This is a genomic window from Rhizobium changzhiense (assembly GCF_013087625.1).
Lineage (GTDB): Bacteria > Pseudomonadota > Alphaproteobacteria > Rhizobiales > Rhizobiaceae > Rhizobium > Rhizobium sophorae.
Map to the genome: position 1 here is coordinate 230,063 of NZ_JABFCQ010000001.1, position 15,374 is coordinate 245,436.

Genomic DNA, 15,374 nt, shown 5'->3' on the forward strand with positions numbered 1-15,374 from the left:
CTGAAAAGACGCGTGGCGCTGTAATTTCGAATTCGCTTGACGGTTTTTTCCGGCCTGAAACAATGGCGGCAAGAAACATCACGGCGCAGAGGCGGCATGCGGGAAATATCTCCGACACAGAATTGGATCCTGATCACGATCGTCCTTGCGGCCAGCGGCGTCATCTATGATCTGATGTTCTACTCCAATCAGACGCCGATCATCGGGGCGATCTTCGCGCTCTTCATCGGCATGCCGATCCTCGCCTTCGAGCGTAAGGTGCTGTTTCGAGCACTCTACAGGCGCATCCAGAAGCTGCCGACCTTCGCCTTCATCATCACCGAGCTGCTGATCTACGAAATCCTGATGAGCATCGGCTTTGCCTGCGCCGGCCTGCTGCTCTGGTGGCTCGGCATGGTGAAGCCGGCGTCGCTCCTCGACCTCGTCATCATGCCGTTCGAGGTCTTCCTCTATGCGCTTGCGGTCTGCACGATGCTGATTTTCGTCTTGCGCGTGCGGGAACTGCTTGGTCGTGAAGTTTTCCTCAGCATGCTCATCAGCCGCTACCGCAATCCGGTCAAGGAAGAGCGCGTCTTCCTGTTCATCGACCTCGTCGATTCGACGGCTTTTGCCGAAAAGCACGGCGACCTCAGGGCACAACAGCTGCTGAGCTCGCTGTTTGCGACCTTCGCCGAGCCCGTCAGGCGCCACAAGGGCTTGATCAACGACTATGTCGGCGATGCGGCGATCATCACATGGCCACTTGCCCGCGGCGTCAAGGATGCGCGCTGCGTGCGCTGCATCTTCGATATCCTCGCCGATATCGACGCCAATGCCGCGGGCTGGCGGAAAAATTATGGGCAGGTGCCGAAGCTCCGCGTCGCCCTTCACGGCGGCGAGATCATCACCGCCGAAATCGGTGTCGATCATCATAAGATCAGCTATTTCGGCGATACAGTGAACACCACCGCCCGGCTGGAGGCGCTCTGCCGCAGTCTGAACCGATCGGTTCTGATCTCCACCGAGCTTGCCCGGCGCATGGAATTTCCCGACGACATATCCTGCGAGGATCTCGGCACCCATGCCGTGAAGGGCCGCGGCCAGGCGCTCGGCGTCATGGCGCTTTCCTCGCGCGCGGTCACCGTGCTGAACACGCCGGCGGTCATTCTGCACGGCTGATGCGTAAATTCAAAATGTTACAGCGTCCTTTGCGCGTCTGAGAAAGACGCGCGGCGCTGTAAGTACGTCACCAAAGCTTCACCCAACCGTCAATTCGCTGACACGGAAGCCCTGCTAAGCGGAAGGCCTTTGCAATCCGTTCCACGGGGATATTATGAAGAACGTCCTTTTTGCTTCCGTATCGCTTTTCATCCTGGTCGCGGGCGCCGCTTCGGCCGACCAGCAGCAGTTTCCGGCCAAGCTCGCCGGCCAGGCGATCCTACCTGCCAACACCATGGTTCCGGCGCCGGCCGATGCCCCCGAATTCCTCAAGCATTCCGGCAAGTTTACAACGCCGGACCGCAAGCGCACCGAGGCGCTCGGCACCGTTCCCGGCAAGGACGGCGCCCGCATCACAGATCTGAAGCTTCCTTTCGACGGCCAGCCGATCCAAGGCTTCTCCAGCGTCAAGACGATGGCCGACGGCACCTTCTGGACGCTCTCCGACAACGGCTTCGGCTCGAAGTCCACCTCGTCGGACTCCATGCTCTTCCTGCACCAGATGAAGTTCGACTGGGCCGGCAACAAGGCTGAAGTCGTCAAGAACCTCTTCCTCTCCGATCCGAACAAGATCGCTCCGTTCCCGATCGTTCTCGAAGGCACCGACACGCGTTATCTCACCGGCGCTGACTTTGACATCGAATCGATCCAGCCGGTTGCCGACGGCTTCTGGCTCGGCGACGAATTCGGTCCCTACATCCTGAAGTTCGACACATCAGGCCGCCTCACCGACGTCATCCCGACGACGCTCGACGGCAAGCCGGTGCTTTCGCCCGACAATCCGCTTGTCTCGGTCCCGGCCAACCCGGCCGCCAAGATGCCGGTCTTCAATCTGAAGCGCTCCGGCGGCTTCGAAGGCCTCGCCATGTCGAAGGACGGCGCCAAGCTCTACGGCCTGCTCGAAGGCGCCATCTACAAGGATGACGGCACGGTGGAAACGGTCGACGGCCACACCGCCGTCCGCGTCATCGAGTTCGATGTCGCTTCGAAGAAGTGGACCGGCCGCAGCTGGCTCTATCCGTTCGAGGACAAGGGCGTGTCGATCGGCGACTTCAACATGCTCGACGACACGACCGCTCTCGTCATCGAGCGCGATAACGGCGCCGGCACGACGGACAAGGCCTGCGCCGACCCGAAGCAGCCGAAGCCGGATTGCTTCGAAGCTCCGGCCGTGCTGAAGCGCGTCTACAAGATCGAGTTCAACGATGCCAATGTCGGCAAGGCCGTCCGCAAGATCGGCTATATCGACCTCCTGAACATCCAGGACCCCGACAACAAGAAGAAGGCCGGCAGCAAGGACGGCGTCTACGACATGCCGTTCGTGACGATCGAAAACGTCGACCGCGTCGACGCCACCCACATCATCATCGGCAACGACAACAACCTGCCCTTCTCGGCCGGCCGCGCGGTCGACAAGGCCGACAATAACGAGTTCAGCCTGCTTGAGGTTGGCGAGTTTTTGAACGCGAAGTAATTCGAGGTTCTGGTATGAAATGCGGAGGGCGGCGCGAAGGTGCCGCCCTTTTGGGTTTATGGCGGTCGATTGGCGGCATGCCGTGTGATACCCCCTCTGCCCTGCCGGGCATCTCCCCCACAGGTGGGGAGATCGGCTGGGCGCACTGGCTTCCCCAAACAATGAGCGTCCAGCACGGAGAAACGGTAGAGGGGCACGAAGTTCAAGTCACTTGTGATCTCCCCACCTGTGGGGGAGATGCCCGGCAGGGCAGAGGGGGGCTGGCACGGCACAACACCGCAAATGAGACTACTCGAACCGAAACGCCAGCCGCTTGTTGGTCAGCCTCGACAGTTGCTGCAGGCGGCCGTCCAGGCGTTCGCCGGCAAAGTCGCGATACTCGGGAGGCACGACGAATTCGAGGTCGAGGTCCGGGTTCGACGATTTGCGGAAGGTCAGGTTCTTGACGATGCCGGGCATCGATGCCGAGAAGAGGTAGACGACGCGCAGCATGCCGCCGAGCAGCTTGGCGCGCTCGATGAGCTGCGGCGTGGCGATCTGCGCCAGCGGGCCGGTGGCGCCGTCGTCATGCAGGCCTTCGAAACGATAATAGTTGGAAAGCGCGATGAAGGCGCGGCCGGGATGACTGATGCCGACGAAGGAAGAGTGGGCGATGACATTCAGCGCCTGCAGACCGCGATAATCAGGATGGGCGCGCCAGCTGATATCGGCCAGCAGACAGGCGGCCTGACGGTAGCGGCTTTCCTCGTCGGTTTCCTGAATGCCGAAAAGGGGCATCATGCGGCCGGTCCATTCCGCCAGTTCGCGAGCATGCTCCGGCGAACGGGCACGCAGGATCGCCAGTTCGCCGGCGGCGGCAAGCAGCGGATCCAGGCGGCGCTCGGACTCCGACAGCAGCGAATAGAGATATCCCTCGCGCACGCCCTGCGCCGAGAAGGAAATCAACGACGGCTTCATCGCGCTCAGGACTTCCTTCATGGCGATGGCGCCGAAGGGCAGCAGCGAACGGCGGTGCTTGGACACGGCCTGCAGCGCCGGCTCCTTAGAATCGCGCGCGGTCACCACCTGTTCGAGGAACAACATCATGGCTTCGAGAGACACCTCATAACCCTGCATCATGTGCAGGGGATATTGGGTGATTTCCATGTGCAGCTTGGCGATGTTTCGCCAGGTGCCACCGACGGCGTAGAAGGTGCGCCCCTCGCCTTTCGACAACAGCTTTGCCGTCTTCAGCTGCTTGCGGGCAAAGGTCTGTGCCTTGGAAAGCGAACCGCCGGCATATTCCGACAGGCGCAGGCCGCCAAGCGGCAGCGTGATGCCCTTGCCGACTTCCTTGCCCTTGATATCGATCAGCTCCAGCGAGCCGCCGCCGAGATCGCCGGCAATGCCGTCAGGATTGTAGAAACCGCTGATGATGCCGAGCGAGGCGAATTTCGCCTCCTCCTCGCCCGAGAGCACGCGGACCTTGCGGTTGAGGATGGTTTCCGCCTGATGAATGAAATCAGGGCCGTTGCTCGCCTCGCGCGCGGCCGCCGTCGCCAGCACATACATGGTGGCAGCGCGCGCCTGGTCGGACAGAGCCTTGAAACGGTGCAGCGCCGCCAGAGCCCGCCCGACACTGTCTTCATCCATCTTGCCGGTAAGGGCGACGCCCTTGCCGAGACCGCAGAGGACCTTTTCGTTGAAGAGGACGGTCGGCGAACGGGACATGCCTTCGTAGACGACAAGACGAATGGAATTCGATCCGATATCGACGACGGAGACCGGGGCGATTCCCGGAAGGCGCCCCTGGGCTTCAGATTCAACCATTTAGGTCCAGTATTACTTGTTGTTGCGACCTTCGAGCAGGCCGGCGATCAGCTTCGGCGCACTGGACTTCAGAGCTTCACCACGGCCTGACAGGCTCGGATTGGTCATGAAATACTGCTGCGCATTGAACGGTTCTTCGCCCCTGCGCACTTCCATGCGACGCGACGTACCGTCGGGCAATATCTCGTAGCTTTGTTGATTGTCAATCACGTTGCCGAGCATAATCTGTGACAAGACCTGCTCGTGAACGGTCGGATTCGTCAACGGAACCATGGTTTCGACGCGGCGATCGAGGTTTCTCGGCATCATGTCGGCCGAGCCGATGTAAACCAGCGCCTTGTCGGACGGCAGGCCGTGGCCGTTGCCGAAGCAGAAGATGCGGCTGTGCTCGAGGAAACGACCGACGATCGACTTGACGCGGATCTTTTCCGAAAGGCCGGGCACCTGCGGACGCAGGCAGCAAATGCCGCGCACGACGAGATCGATCTCGACGCCGGCATGGCTGGCGCGATAGAGCGCGTCGATGATGTCGGGATCGACAAGCGAATTCATCTTCATCCAGATCGCCGCCGGCGCGCCGTTCCTGGCATGCTGGACCTCTTCCTCGATGTGACGCAGGATGCGCGAGCGCATCGTATAGGGCGAGATTGCGAGCTGCATGCCCTGTTCCGGCTCGCCGTAGCCGGTGATGAAGTTGAAGATGTTCGCCATGTCGTGGGCGATGACCGGATTGCAGGTGAAGTAGGAGAGATCGGTATAAATCTTCGCGGTGATCGGGTGATAGTTGCCGGTGCCGAGATGGCAATAGGTGCGCAGTTTGCCATCCTCGCGACGGACGACCAGCGACATCTTGGCGTGGGTCTTGAGCTCGATGAAGCCGAAGACGACCTGGACGCCGGCGCGTTCGAGGTCGCGCGCCCAGCGGATGTTCGCCTCTTCGTCGAAGCGGGCCTTGAGCTCGACCAGCGCCGTCACCGACTTGCCGGCTTCGGCGGCATCGATCAGCGCACGAACGATCGGGCTGTCGTTGGAGGTGCGGTAAAGCGTCTGCTTTATCGCCAGGACGTCAGGATCGCGCGCAGCCTGGAGAAGAAACTGGACCACCACGTCGAAAGATTCGTAGGGGTGATGGACGACCATGTCCTTTTCGCGGATGGCGGCGAAGCAGTCGCCGGCATGTTCGCGGACGCGCTCGGGAAATCGCGCATTGTAGGGAAGAAACCTGAGATCGTCGCGCGGCGCCTTGGTGATCTCGGACAGGGTGTTCAGCGCCAAAAGGCCCGGCAGAACGGCGACGCGATTGTCGGGGATATTGAGCGCCTGAACCACGAATTGGCGCAGCGACGCTGGCATTTCCGAATCGGTCTCGATGCGGATGACCTTGCCGCGGCGGCGGCGTTTCAGCGCCGTTTCGAAGAAGCGGACGAGATCCTCGGCCTCTTCCTCGACTTCGATATCGCTGTCGCGGATGACGCGGAACGTACCGGAGCCCTGCACCTCGTAACCCGGGTAGAGCCGATGGATGAAGATGTTGGCGACATCTTCCAGCGTGATGTAGCGGATTGTGCTTCCCTCATCCGGCAGGCGGACGAAGCGGTCGAGCGCCACCGGCAGGCGCAGCAGCGCCGTCATCGGCTCGCGACCGTTCTTGCTCACGAGCTGCAGACCGATCGAGAAGCCGAGATTCGGAATGAAGGGGAACGGATGGGCGGGATCGATCGACAGCGGCGTCAGCACCGGGAAGATCGCCTGTTCGAATTCGGCGGCCAGCCACTGGCGGTCGCCCTCGCTCAAGGCGCCGGGGCGCACGATCAGGATGTCTTCCTTGGCGAGATATTGTTGCAGCACGGCGAGCGAGGCCTGCTGCTCCATCTGCAGATGGTCGATCTCCTGCAGAATCGAATCGAGCTGCTCTGCCGGCGTCTTGCCGTCCGGGCTGCGGATAGCGATATTCTGGCGTACCTGGCCCTCGAGGCCGGCGACGCGCACCATGAAGAACTCGTCGAGGTTGGCGGCCGAGATCGACAGGAAGCGGACGCGCTCGAGCAACGGGTGCTCGGTATTCAGCGTCTCTTCCAGGACACGGCGGTTGAACTGCAGCCAGGAGAATTCTCGGTTGATGAAGCGCTCGGGGCTCTTGAGCAGCTCTTCCAGCGAGGGGGTGTTGTCGTTGGTTTCCGGAGTGAGTTCCTGATGTTCTGCGACTGCGCTATCCATGGTCCGCTTACCCCGTTTTCAATCGCCGAAGGCAATTATATCAGTTTCACGACGGAACTGTGACAGTCAATCGGCTGGTTCCGAATTTCCCAATTCATTCAATACTTCGGCAGCAAGAGACCGGGTGATTTTCGTGCCCCGCGACAGGGCCAGCCGGTCAAGCCTTTCGACGATTGTCTGGGCCGCGTTCAGCGACCGCTCCATCCGGTTAACGATATAGAGCACGAGTTTGTCATCTATATAAAGCTGCCGGTCGGCAAAGAGCTTGACGATCACCTGCGACAGCAGCGCCTCATCGGGTTCGCCGATCTCGACGACGGTCGCCGCTTTCAGGCGCGAGCGAAGATCCGGCAGCAAAACCGGCCACGACATTGGCCAGAGACGGCTGGTGATCAACAGGCTGGTGCCGTTTTCGCGCACGCTGTTGATGACGTGGAACAGCGCATTATCGTCGAAGCCGAGGCGGTCGGCGTCCTCGAACAGCACCGGTCCGGCGGCGGCGGCAACCGCAGCATCCGAGCCAAGCTCGGGATGGATGTCGACGGCGCCGCTCAATTCCCGCCAGATGCGGGCGAGATGCGATTTTCCCGAGCCGACGGGGCCGGCGAGCACGACGACCGGCGACGGCCATGCCGGCCAGGCATCGACGATCGAAACGGCGGCAGCGAGACGCTCCGAGATCAGGAGGTCGTCGCGCCCGCTTGCGGCATCGTGCGAAAAGACCAGCGGCAGCTGCTCTCCGGCCTTGCGCTTCGGATCAGCGTTCTTCACGTCATTCATTGGGAACTGATTTCGTCTTCCGAGCGCGGGCGCTCGGCGCCCCGCCAAAATAAAGATCGCTCTGAAGGTAGCGTGAAAGCGCGAAACGGACAAGGACGCCGACGGCGGCGGCAGCCGGCACGGCAACCAGAAGACCGACAAAACCGAAGAGCGCGCCGAAGGCAAACAGCGCAAACATCAGCCAGACCGGATGCAGGCCGACGCTGGAGCCGACGAGCTTCGGCTGCAAGATATTGCCTTCCAGGAACTGGCCGCTGAAGAAGACGACGAGCACGAGGCCGATCCAGGGATAATCCGGCCAGAACTGCACGAGCGCCACGCCGACGGACAAAACGAGACCGACCAGCGAGCCGACATAGGGAATGAAGCTGATCATGCCCGCGAAGAGGCCGATCAGCAGGCCGAAATTCAGGCCGACGAGAGAGAGGCCGGCGGCATAATAGATGCCGAGGATCAGGCAGAGCGAGCCCTGGCCGCGGATGAAACCGGCGATCGCCTGGTCGATTTCCCTGGCGATCTGGCGGACATCGCTGACATAATCGCGCGGGATCCACTGATCGACCTTGGAGACCATGCGATCCCAATCGAGCAGAATATAGAAGGCGACGACGGGGGTGACGACGAGCAGCGATATGACGTCGACGATCGCCTTGCCGGAATTCCAGATCTGCGCGAAAAGACCAGTCAGAAAGCCCATGCCTTCGGAGAGGATGCCGGAGAAATTGTCCTTGATCGTACCGGCCTGGCTCCTGATCCATTCCGGCAGCAGCGAGTTCTTCGAATTGTCGATGAACTGCTGCAACTGGCTGATATAACCGGGCAGCCGCTCGGCGAAATCGTTGAACTGGCTGACGAGCACGGGGATGAGGATCATCAGCGCCAGTGTGAAGATGATGATGAAGGCAATCAGGATGACGATCGTCGCCATCATGCGGCTCAGGCCCAGCCGCTGTAGCCGGTCTGCCACCGGATCGAGGAAATAGGCGATCGCCATGCCGGCCACGAAGGGCAGCAGGATCGAGCTGAAGATATAGAGAAAGACGATGAAGAAGACGAGCACCGCCAGCCAGAAGAAGATCTGGCGCTTGAGACTGTTGCCGCTGACTTGCTGTGGCATTGCTTCCCCGCTGATCGCTCGCCGCTGCCTGATGCCGCATCCGATCCGAAGCGGCCATTGAGCACATAGGATGCAGGTGCAAAGATGGTCAACCCTGTCGCGCCAAATCCCGGAAAGGCCGGAAGAAGAAGCGGGAAATTGGGGGCTTTCGCCATGCAACGCTTGCATAAAAGCCCCTGTCATGCAATTGCGACCGGCAGATGACGCGGCACGTTTGCCGCCTGAAATAGCCATCGGAGACCAGCATGAGCCAGTCTGGGAAAAACGGCCTGACATATAGCGATGCGGGCGTCGACATCGATGCCGGCAACCTCCTCGTCGAGAAGATCAAGCCGGCGGTGCGCTCGACCCGCCGTCCCGGCGCCGACGGCGAGATCGGCGGCTTCGGTGGACTTTTCGACCTCAAGGCGGCGGGCTTTACCGATCCGGTTCTCGTCGCCGCCAACGACGGCGTCGGCACCAAGCTGAAGATCGCGATCGATGCCGACTATCACGACACCGTCGGCATCGACCTCGTCGCCATGTGCGTCAACGATCTCGTGGTACAGGGCGCCGAGCCGCTGTTCTTCCTCGATTATTTCGCGACCGGCAAGCTCGACCCCGACCAGGGCGCGGCTATCGTCGGCGGCATTGCCGCCGGCTGCCGCGAGGCGGGCTGCGCGCTGATCGGCGGCGAGACGGCCGAAATGCCCGGCATGTATTCCTCCGGAGATTACGATCTCGCGGGCTTTGCCGTCGGTGCTGCCGAACGCGGCAAGCTCCTGCCGTCAGGCGATATTGCCGAGGGTGACGTGATCCTCGGCCTTGCCTCCTCCGGCGTCCATTCCAACGGTTTCTCGCTGGTGCGCAAGATCGTCGAATTGTCCGGCCTCGATTGGGATGCGCCGGCGCCGTTCACCGAAGACAAGAAGCTCGGCGAAGCCCTGCTCGAGCCGACGCGTATCTATGTGAAGCCGATTTTGAAGGCGATCCGCGAGACCGGCGCCATCAAGGCGCTGGCGCACATCACCGGCGGCGGCTTCCCGGAAAATATTCCGCGCGTGCTGCCGAAGCATCTGGCGGCCGAGATCGATCTTGCCGCCGTCAAGGTGCCGCCGGTGTTTTCATGGCTCGCCAAGACGGGTGGCGTCGAATCCAAGGAAATGCTGCGCACCTTCAACTGTGGCGTCGGCATGATCGCCGTCGTCGCCGGTGAGAATGTTGCGGCGGTTTCCGCCGCACTCGAAGCCGAGGGCGAGACGGTTATCACGCTCGGCCGCATGATCGCCCGCGACGAGGGCACTGCCGGCACGGTCTACAAGGGCACGCTTGCCATATGAGCTCGCCGCGCAAACGCGCCGTCGTCTTCATATCAGGCAGCGGCTCCAACATGATGGCGCTGGTTGCGGCGGCAAAGGCAACCGACTATCCGGCCGAGATCGTCGGCGTCATCTCCGACAAGGCGGATGCCGGCGGGCTTGCCAAGGCCGCCGCCGAAGGCATCGCCACCTTCGCCTTTCCCCGTAAGGACTATGCCAGCAAGGACGCGCATGAAGCGGCGATCTTTTCGGCGCTCGATGAGCTTTCGCCCGACATTCTCTGCCTGGCAGGCTATATGCGACTGCTGACACCGACCTTCATCCAGCGTTACGAGGGCCGGATGCTCAACATCCACCCTTCCCTGCTGCCGCTGTTTCCCGGCCTGCATACGCATCAGCGGGCGATCGACGCCGGCATGCGGATCGCCGGCTGCACGGTGCATTTCGTCACCGAAGGCATGGATGAGGGGCCGGTGATCGGCCAGGCGGCCGTACCGGTTCTTTCCGGCGACACGGCCGAAAGCCTTGCCGCGCGTGTGCTCACCGTGGAGCACCAGATCTACCCACAAGCGCTGCGGCTTTTTGCCGAAGGCCGTGTGACGATGGAAGGCGGCAAGGCGGTGGGCGCTGAGGCTTCGATTGTCGCGCCCAAAGGCCAGCTGATTTCGCTGATCGGCGACCGCGCTTAAGCCGCCAAAGCCCGCAACGGATGCAGCGTGCCGTCGCTGTAGACGAAGCGGCCGGCGCGGAAGGTGGCGCGGATGCGGTTGATATCGCCCGGCTCGACCACGACAAGATCGGCGCGCTGGCCGATGGCGATCTCGCCGCGGTCCAGAAGCCCGGCGGATCGGGCCGCGTTGCCGGTCGCCATGGCAACGGCTGCCGGCAAGCCGCCTTCCACCATGTCGGCAAGCTTGAAGATGCCGGGCACGAAGGCAGCCGGATGATAGTCGGCGGCGATGACGCTCAGCATGCCTGCCCTTGCAGCATCGAGCGCGCTGAGATTGCCTGACATCGACTGGCCGCGCAGCGCGTTCGGCGCGCCCATCAGCGTCCAGAGGCCACGGCGGCGCGCCTCTTCTGCGGCGGGTGCGGTGACCGGAAACTCGCTGATGGTGACGCCGAGATCGTGCATCTCTGCGACCTTTTCGACGCTGTCGTCGTCGTGCGAGGCAAGCGACAGCTTGTGCTTCAGCGACAGCGCGACAATTTCTTTCAGCTTGGCTTCGATGTCGGGATTGTTGCGCATGGCGATGCGCTTGGCAACGATCTCCGCCGCCATGTCCTCGGAGATGGCACGGCGCTCGGAAATGCTGAGGATGTAGCTCTGCAGGTTGTTGTACTGGCCCTGGCCCGGCGTGTGGTCGGTGAGCGAAACCATGTCGATCTGATCGGCATTCAGCAGGCGCTCGAGTGCCGCGGCTGCACCGACATTGGTGATTTCGTAGCGGGCATGGACGCGGTGGTCGATCAGCAGATCGTCACGCAGGCGGTTGATGCCTTCGATCACCGCGGATGTCGTCTCCAGCGAGCGGACGTGGCCGTAGACGCTTTCGGTCGCAAAGGAGACGGCGGCAAACGCCGTGGTGACACCGGCAGCGGCAAGCTTCTTGTCGAGTTCGTGGATGCCGAAATCGATCGGCATATGCGCATTCGGCCGAGGGGCGATCTCGCGCTCGATCATGTCGCCATGCAGATCGACGAATCCGGGCATCAGAAGCCGTCCGCCGCCGTCGATAACAGCACCCGCGACCGGCTCCGGCCTGATCTCGGCGATGACGCCATCCTCAACACGCACGGCACCTTCCCTCACCACCTCGTTTGGGAGAACGAGGGTGAAATTGCTGAGCCACATGGGCTTTCTCCTGACCGCATCCGATGATTGATAAACCGCAGCGCATAGAACTGCTTCGTGACAACTGCATGAAGAACTTCCAAACTTCTTACTCTGTCCGTTCTTGCTTTGCCATACATGACCAATCAGTTGACCAAGTTTTGGCGCGACATTACATTGGAGAGAGAAGTGGACGGTGGCTATGACGATCAAAGTGAAAGTGGCAGAGGCAAAAACGCATCTCTCGGAGCTTCTGACCAAGGTGGAAGCAGGCGAAGATGTGGTGATATCACGCGGCAACAAGGCGGTCGCCCGCATGATCAAGATCGATGACCGTCGCCAGAGGCTCGACGCCATCCGGGCACTCCGCAGCGAACGGGTAGAACGCGCCGGAGCGACCGCGGCTGAAATTCACGCATGGCGGCGCGAAGGCCAGCGCTGATGCCATTCGTGGTCGATGCTTCGGTTGCGGCGGCTTGGTTGCTGGCCGATGAGGAAAGCCGGACTGCCGAAGAAGCCTTGTCGTTTCTCGAAACGGAAGATGCCTTGGTGCCCGATCTCTTCTGGCATGAGATACGCAACATCCTGTTGACCGCGGAACGGCGGAAACGCATCTCCAACGAGGATGTGCTCGCTTGCCTCATGCGCCTCACCAGCCTGCCGCTGCGCACTGTCGCAAGCGATGACCATCTTCCGATCTTGCGACTGGCCGGAAAATATCAGCTATCGGCCTATGACGCCGCTTATCTGGCACTTGCGGTCGCAGAGAACGTATCGCTTGCGACGCTGGACGCCAAACTGGAACGTGCCGCATCAGCGGAAAATCTTGCCTTCGCCCGAGGTTAGGAAAGCGTTCCCCTGTTCAACAGCGCCCATTGCAGAAGCACGATCGTTTTGACGTCGAAGATTTCGCCGGTTTCGATCATCGCCGCAGCCTCGTCGAGCGGGATTTCGAGGACTTCGATATCCTCGTGCTCCTCGTCCAGACCACCGCCTTCGGCGACGCGATCGGCGGTGTCGATGAGGGCTGCGAAGAAATGCACGACCTCGGTGACGGCACCCGGAGAAGTATAGGATTTGAACAGGAAGCGCGCATCGCGCAGGCGATAGCCGGTCTCCTCTATCGCCTCGCGACGGATAGCCGCTTCGGGATGGTCGTCGTCGAGAAGGCCGGCCGGCACCTCGATCATCCAGGCGGGATCGCCGTTGAGATGAACGGCGAGGCGGAACTGGCGGACGAGAACGACGAGGTCGCGCCTGGGATCATAAAGCAGGATGCAGGCGGCAGGCGTGCGGTGGTAGACCTCCCGCTTCAACCGCTGGGTTGCGCCCTTGCGGTCGATATAGTCGAGGAGATAGCTGCTCAGCCGCGTCCACCCATTCGACAGGGTTTCCTCGCCGGCGATCTTCACGCGTGATTTCGGCTGCATCATGCTGCGTCCCTGCGAAGCCAGACCTTGTTGTCGTGCACGGCCGCCCCGCCATAGGGCGCGACGGGGTCGGCGCCGGTCAAGACGTTGATGCCCTCGCCGTCGACATGCGCCTTGTTCGGCCAAAGCCCCTCGGCAATCAGCACGCCTGCTTTCACTTCGGTAGTGATGCGGGCGTGAATGCGCAGATCGCCGCGGCTGTTGCCGATGCGGACGAGATCGCCGTGGGCGATGCCGTTGGCTTCGGCATCGGCCGGGTTGATCATCACTTCAGGGCGGCCTTCTTTCTGGCGAGAGGTCTTGGTCTCGGAGAAGCTCGAATTCAGGAAGTGGCGCGCTGGCGACGTGGCGAGGCGGAAGGGATGCTCTGGATCGGCGACTTCGATGACATCGACCTGATCGGGGAAGGCCGGTAGCGCAGCGTGCGGACCGAGTGCGCCGATCGCGGCCGGCGGCTTGTTCGGCGCCGGCTGATTGATCCAGTCCGGGCGGAAATGGAACTTGCCATCCGGATGGGCAAAGCCGTTCAGGTAATGCGCTTCCTCGAAAGCAGGCTGGCGATCGAACCATTTATGTTCGAGGAAATGGTCGTAATCCGGCAGGCCGCTCGAATCGAGGATGCGGTCGACCATTTCGCGGGCGGTGAAGCCGAAGCCGGGGCGATCGGCGACGCCGAGGCGTTTGGCCAGTTCCTCGATGACGAAGAGATTGGTGCGCACGCTCGGCGGCGGCTCGACCAGCTTCGGCCCCAGCAGGATATGGTTCTGGCCGCCGGCGCGATAGATGTCGTCATGCTCGACGAACATCGTCGCCGGGATGACGATATCGGCGACCTCGGCCGTTTCGGTCATGAACTGCTCGTGCACGGCAACGAAGAGATCGTCGCGGGCGAAGCCTCGTTTGACGAGGCGCTGTTCGGGGGCGATGTTCGCAGGATTGGTGTTTTGGATCAGCATAGCCGTCACCGGGCCGCGATGGCGCAGCGCCACGGCATCGCCAGTCAGGACGCGGCCGATCTGCGACTGATCGAGCATGCGGATATCGGCATCCTTCATCGACCGGCCGGTCAGTTCGGCACTATTCATGCGGAAGATGTCGCTGTTTGAATGGAAGGCGCCGCCGCCTTCATACTGCCAGGAACCGAGAACGGTGGCGATCGAGGCGGCCGCATGCATGGCGACTGCGCCGTTGCGCTGGCGGGTGAAGCCATAACCCAGGCGGAAGAAGGTCTTCTTCGTCGTGCCGACGAGGCTGGCGAAGGCTTCGATCTCCTCGACCGAAAGGCCGGTGATAGCGGCGGCCCATTGCGGCGTCTTCGTCTTCAGATGCGCCTCGAGACCGGCGGGATCATCGGCATATCTCGCCATATATTCGCGGTCGGCGTAACCGTCGCGGAAGGCGATGTGCATAACGGCGCAAGCGAGTGCGGCGTCGGTACCCGGCCTGACGATCAGCGCCATGTCGGCCTGCTTCATCGTCGGATTGTCGTAGATGTCGATGACGACGATCTTCGCGCCGCGCTCCTTGCGCGACTTGATGGCGTGGGTCATCACATTGACCTGCGTCGAGACCGCGTTGGTGCCCCAGATGACGACGCAATCGGTGCGGCCCATCTCGCGCGGATCGGGGCCGCGCAATGTGCCGGTCGCCATGGTAAAGCCGGTCCAGGCGGGGTTGGTGCAGATCGACGAGAAAAAGCCGGAGTAACGCTTGGCGTGACGCAGGCGATCGATCGAATCGCGCTGCACCCAGCCCATGGTGCCCGCGTAAAAATACGGCCAGATCGCCTCGCTGCCGTCCCTTGCCTCGGACTTCACAAAGGCTTCGGCGATCTCATCCAGCGCATCGTCCCAGGAAATCTGCTGCCACTGCCCTCCCCCCTTGGTGCCGGTGCGACGCAACGGATGCATCAGGCGATCGGGATGGTAGAGCCGCTCGGCGTAGCGGGCGACTTTGGCGCAAATGACGCCCGACGTGTAGGAATGGTCGTTCGCGCCGCGCACACGGCCGATGCGACCATCCTCCGATATCTCGACCTCCAGCGCGCAGGTGGAGGGACAGTCATGCGGACAGGCCGTGTGGCCCACCCTGTTGTCCGGCTTTTCTGATTTGGCGTGGATGGGGGTCGCAATGTTCATGGCATTTGTATATTCCAAGGCTTGCACGGCCAAAAGCCACAAAAATTCCCCATGACGCGAATTCATACGGACATCAGCAA

Annotated in this window: 13 protein-coding genes; 6 read left to right on the forward strand and 7 right to left on the reverse strand. The window is 61.8% G+C overall.

Translation table 11 applies throughout. The annotated features are described in order from the left end of the window. Nucleotides 1-96: 96 nt before the first annotated feature. Nucleotides 97-1,158: an adenylate/guanylate cyclase domain-containing protein gene (locus tag G9X68_RS01160; RefSeq protein ID WP_171600939.1), complete on the forward strand. Its 1,062-nt coding sequence runs from the start codon at nucleotides 97-99 to the stop codon at nucleotides 1,156-1,158. A gap of 154 nt (nucleotides 1,159-1,312) precedes the next feature. Further along, entirely contained in the window at nucleotides 1,313-2,671 is a 1,359-nt protein-coding gene (locus tag G9X68_RS01165) for an esterase-like activity of phytase family protein (protein WP_171600940.1), read from the forward strand. Between the two features lie 288 nt (nucleotides 2,672-2,959). Here the strand turns inward: G9X68_RS01165 and ppx are convergent, their stop codons facing one another. The 4 genes from ppx to G9X68_RS01185 form a co-directional block, all read right to left on the reverse strand. Then, entirely contained in the window at nucleotides 2,960-4,480 is a 1,521-nt protein-coding gene (gene ppx, locus G9X68_RS01170) for an exopolyphosphatase (RefSeq protein ID WP_168309832.1), read from the reverse strand. A 12-nt stretch (nucleotides 4,481-4,492) separates the two neighbouring features. Continuing rightward, nucleotides 4,493-6,697, reverse strand: coding sequence for an RNA degradosome polyphosphate kinase (locus tag G9X68_RS01175; protein ID WP_171600941.1), 2,205 nt, complete (start codon nucleotides 6,695-6,697; stop codon nucleotides 4,493-4,495). A gap of 66 nt (nucleotides 6,698-6,763) precedes the next feature. Continuing rightward, nucleotides 6,764-7,477, reverse strand: coding sequence for a DnaA regulatory inactivator HdaA (gene hdaA / locus G9X68_RS01180; protein ID WP_018241492.1), 714 nt, complete (start codon nucleotides 7,475-7,477; stop codon nucleotides 6,764-6,766). Then, the gene (locus G9X68_RS01185; RefSeq protein WP_171600942.1) at nucleotides 7,470-8,594 is read right to left on the reverse strand and encodes an AI-2E family transporter; all 1,125 of its coding nucleotides are present in this window, start codon (nucleotides 8,592-8,594) and stop codon (nucleotides 7,470-7,472) included. Before G9X68_RS01185 ends, hdaA begins: the two co-directional genes overlap by 8 nt. A 245-nt stretch (nucleotides 8,595-8,839) precedes the next feature. Here G9X68_RS01185 and purM point away from each other — a divergent pair, with 245 nt between their 5' ends. Together purM and purN are read left to right on the forward strand one after the other, a co-directional pair. Next, complete coding sequence (purM, locus tag G9X68_RS01190; RefSeq protein ID WP_171600943.1) at nucleotides 8,840-9,913, forward strand: phosphoribosylformylglycinamidine cyclo-ligase; 1,074 nt, start codon at nucleotides 8,840-8,842, stop codon at nucleotides 9,911-9,913. Further along, entirely contained in the window at nucleotides 9,910-10,581 is a 672-nt protein-coding gene (gene purN, locus G9X68_RS01195; protein WP_171600944.1) for a phosphoribosylglycinamide formyltransferase, read from the forward strand. The genes purM and purN overlap by 4 nt, the downstream gene beginning before the upstream one ends. Here purN and G9X68_RS01200 read toward each other — a convergent pair. Continuing rightward, nucleotides 10,578-11,747, reverse strand: a complete 1,170-nt coding sequence (locus G9X68_RS01200) for an alpha-D-ribose 1-methylphosphonate 5-triphosphate diphosphatase (protein ID WP_171600945.1) — start codon at nucleotides 11,745-11,747, stop codon at nucleotides 10,578-10,580. The two genes, purN and G9X68_RS01200, sit on opposite strands and share 4 nt — an antisense overlap. A 181-nt stretch (nucleotides 11,748-11,928) precedes the next feature. On the opposite strand from G9X68_RS01200, the gene G9X68_RS01205 reads away from it, so the two are divergent. Next, nucleotides 11,929-12,168 (forward strand): type II toxin-antitoxin system Phd/YefM family antitoxin, encoded by a 240-nt coding sequence (locus G9X68_RS01205; RefSeq protein ID WP_171600946.1) that lies wholly within the window; start codon nucleotides 11,929-11,931, stop codon nucleotides 12,166-12,168. Next, nucleotides 12,168-12,572, forward strand: coding sequence for a type II toxin-antitoxin system VapC family toxin (locus tag G9X68_RS01210; RefSeq protein WP_171600947.1), 405 nt, complete (start codon nucleotides 12,168-12,170; stop codon nucleotides 12,570-12,572). Before G9X68_RS01205 ends, G9X68_RS01210 begins: the two co-directional genes overlap by 1 nt. On the opposite strand, the gene G9X68_RS01215 is transcribed toward G9X68_RS01210, so the two are convergent. Both G9X68_RS01215 and G9X68_RS01220 read right to left on the reverse strand, forming a co-directional pair. Further along, on the reverse strand, nucleotides 12,569-13,159 hold the full coding sequence (locus tag G9X68_RS01215) for an NUDIX domain-containing protein (protein WP_171600948.1): 591 nt from the start codon (nucleotides 13,157-13,159) through the stop codon (nucleotides 12,569-12,571). The genes G9X68_RS01210 and G9X68_RS01215 overlap by 4 nt on opposite strands. Next, the gene (locus G9X68_RS01220; protein WP_171600949.1) at nucleotides 13,156-15,360 is read right to left on the reverse strand and encodes a molybdopterin-containing oxidoreductase family protein; all 2,205 of its coding nucleotides are present in this window, start codon (nucleotides 15,358-15,360) and stop codon (nucleotides 13,156-13,158) included. Before G9X68_RS01220 ends, G9X68_RS01215 begins: the two co-directional genes overlap by 4 nt. Nucleotides 15,361-15,374 lie beyond the last annotated feature (14 nt).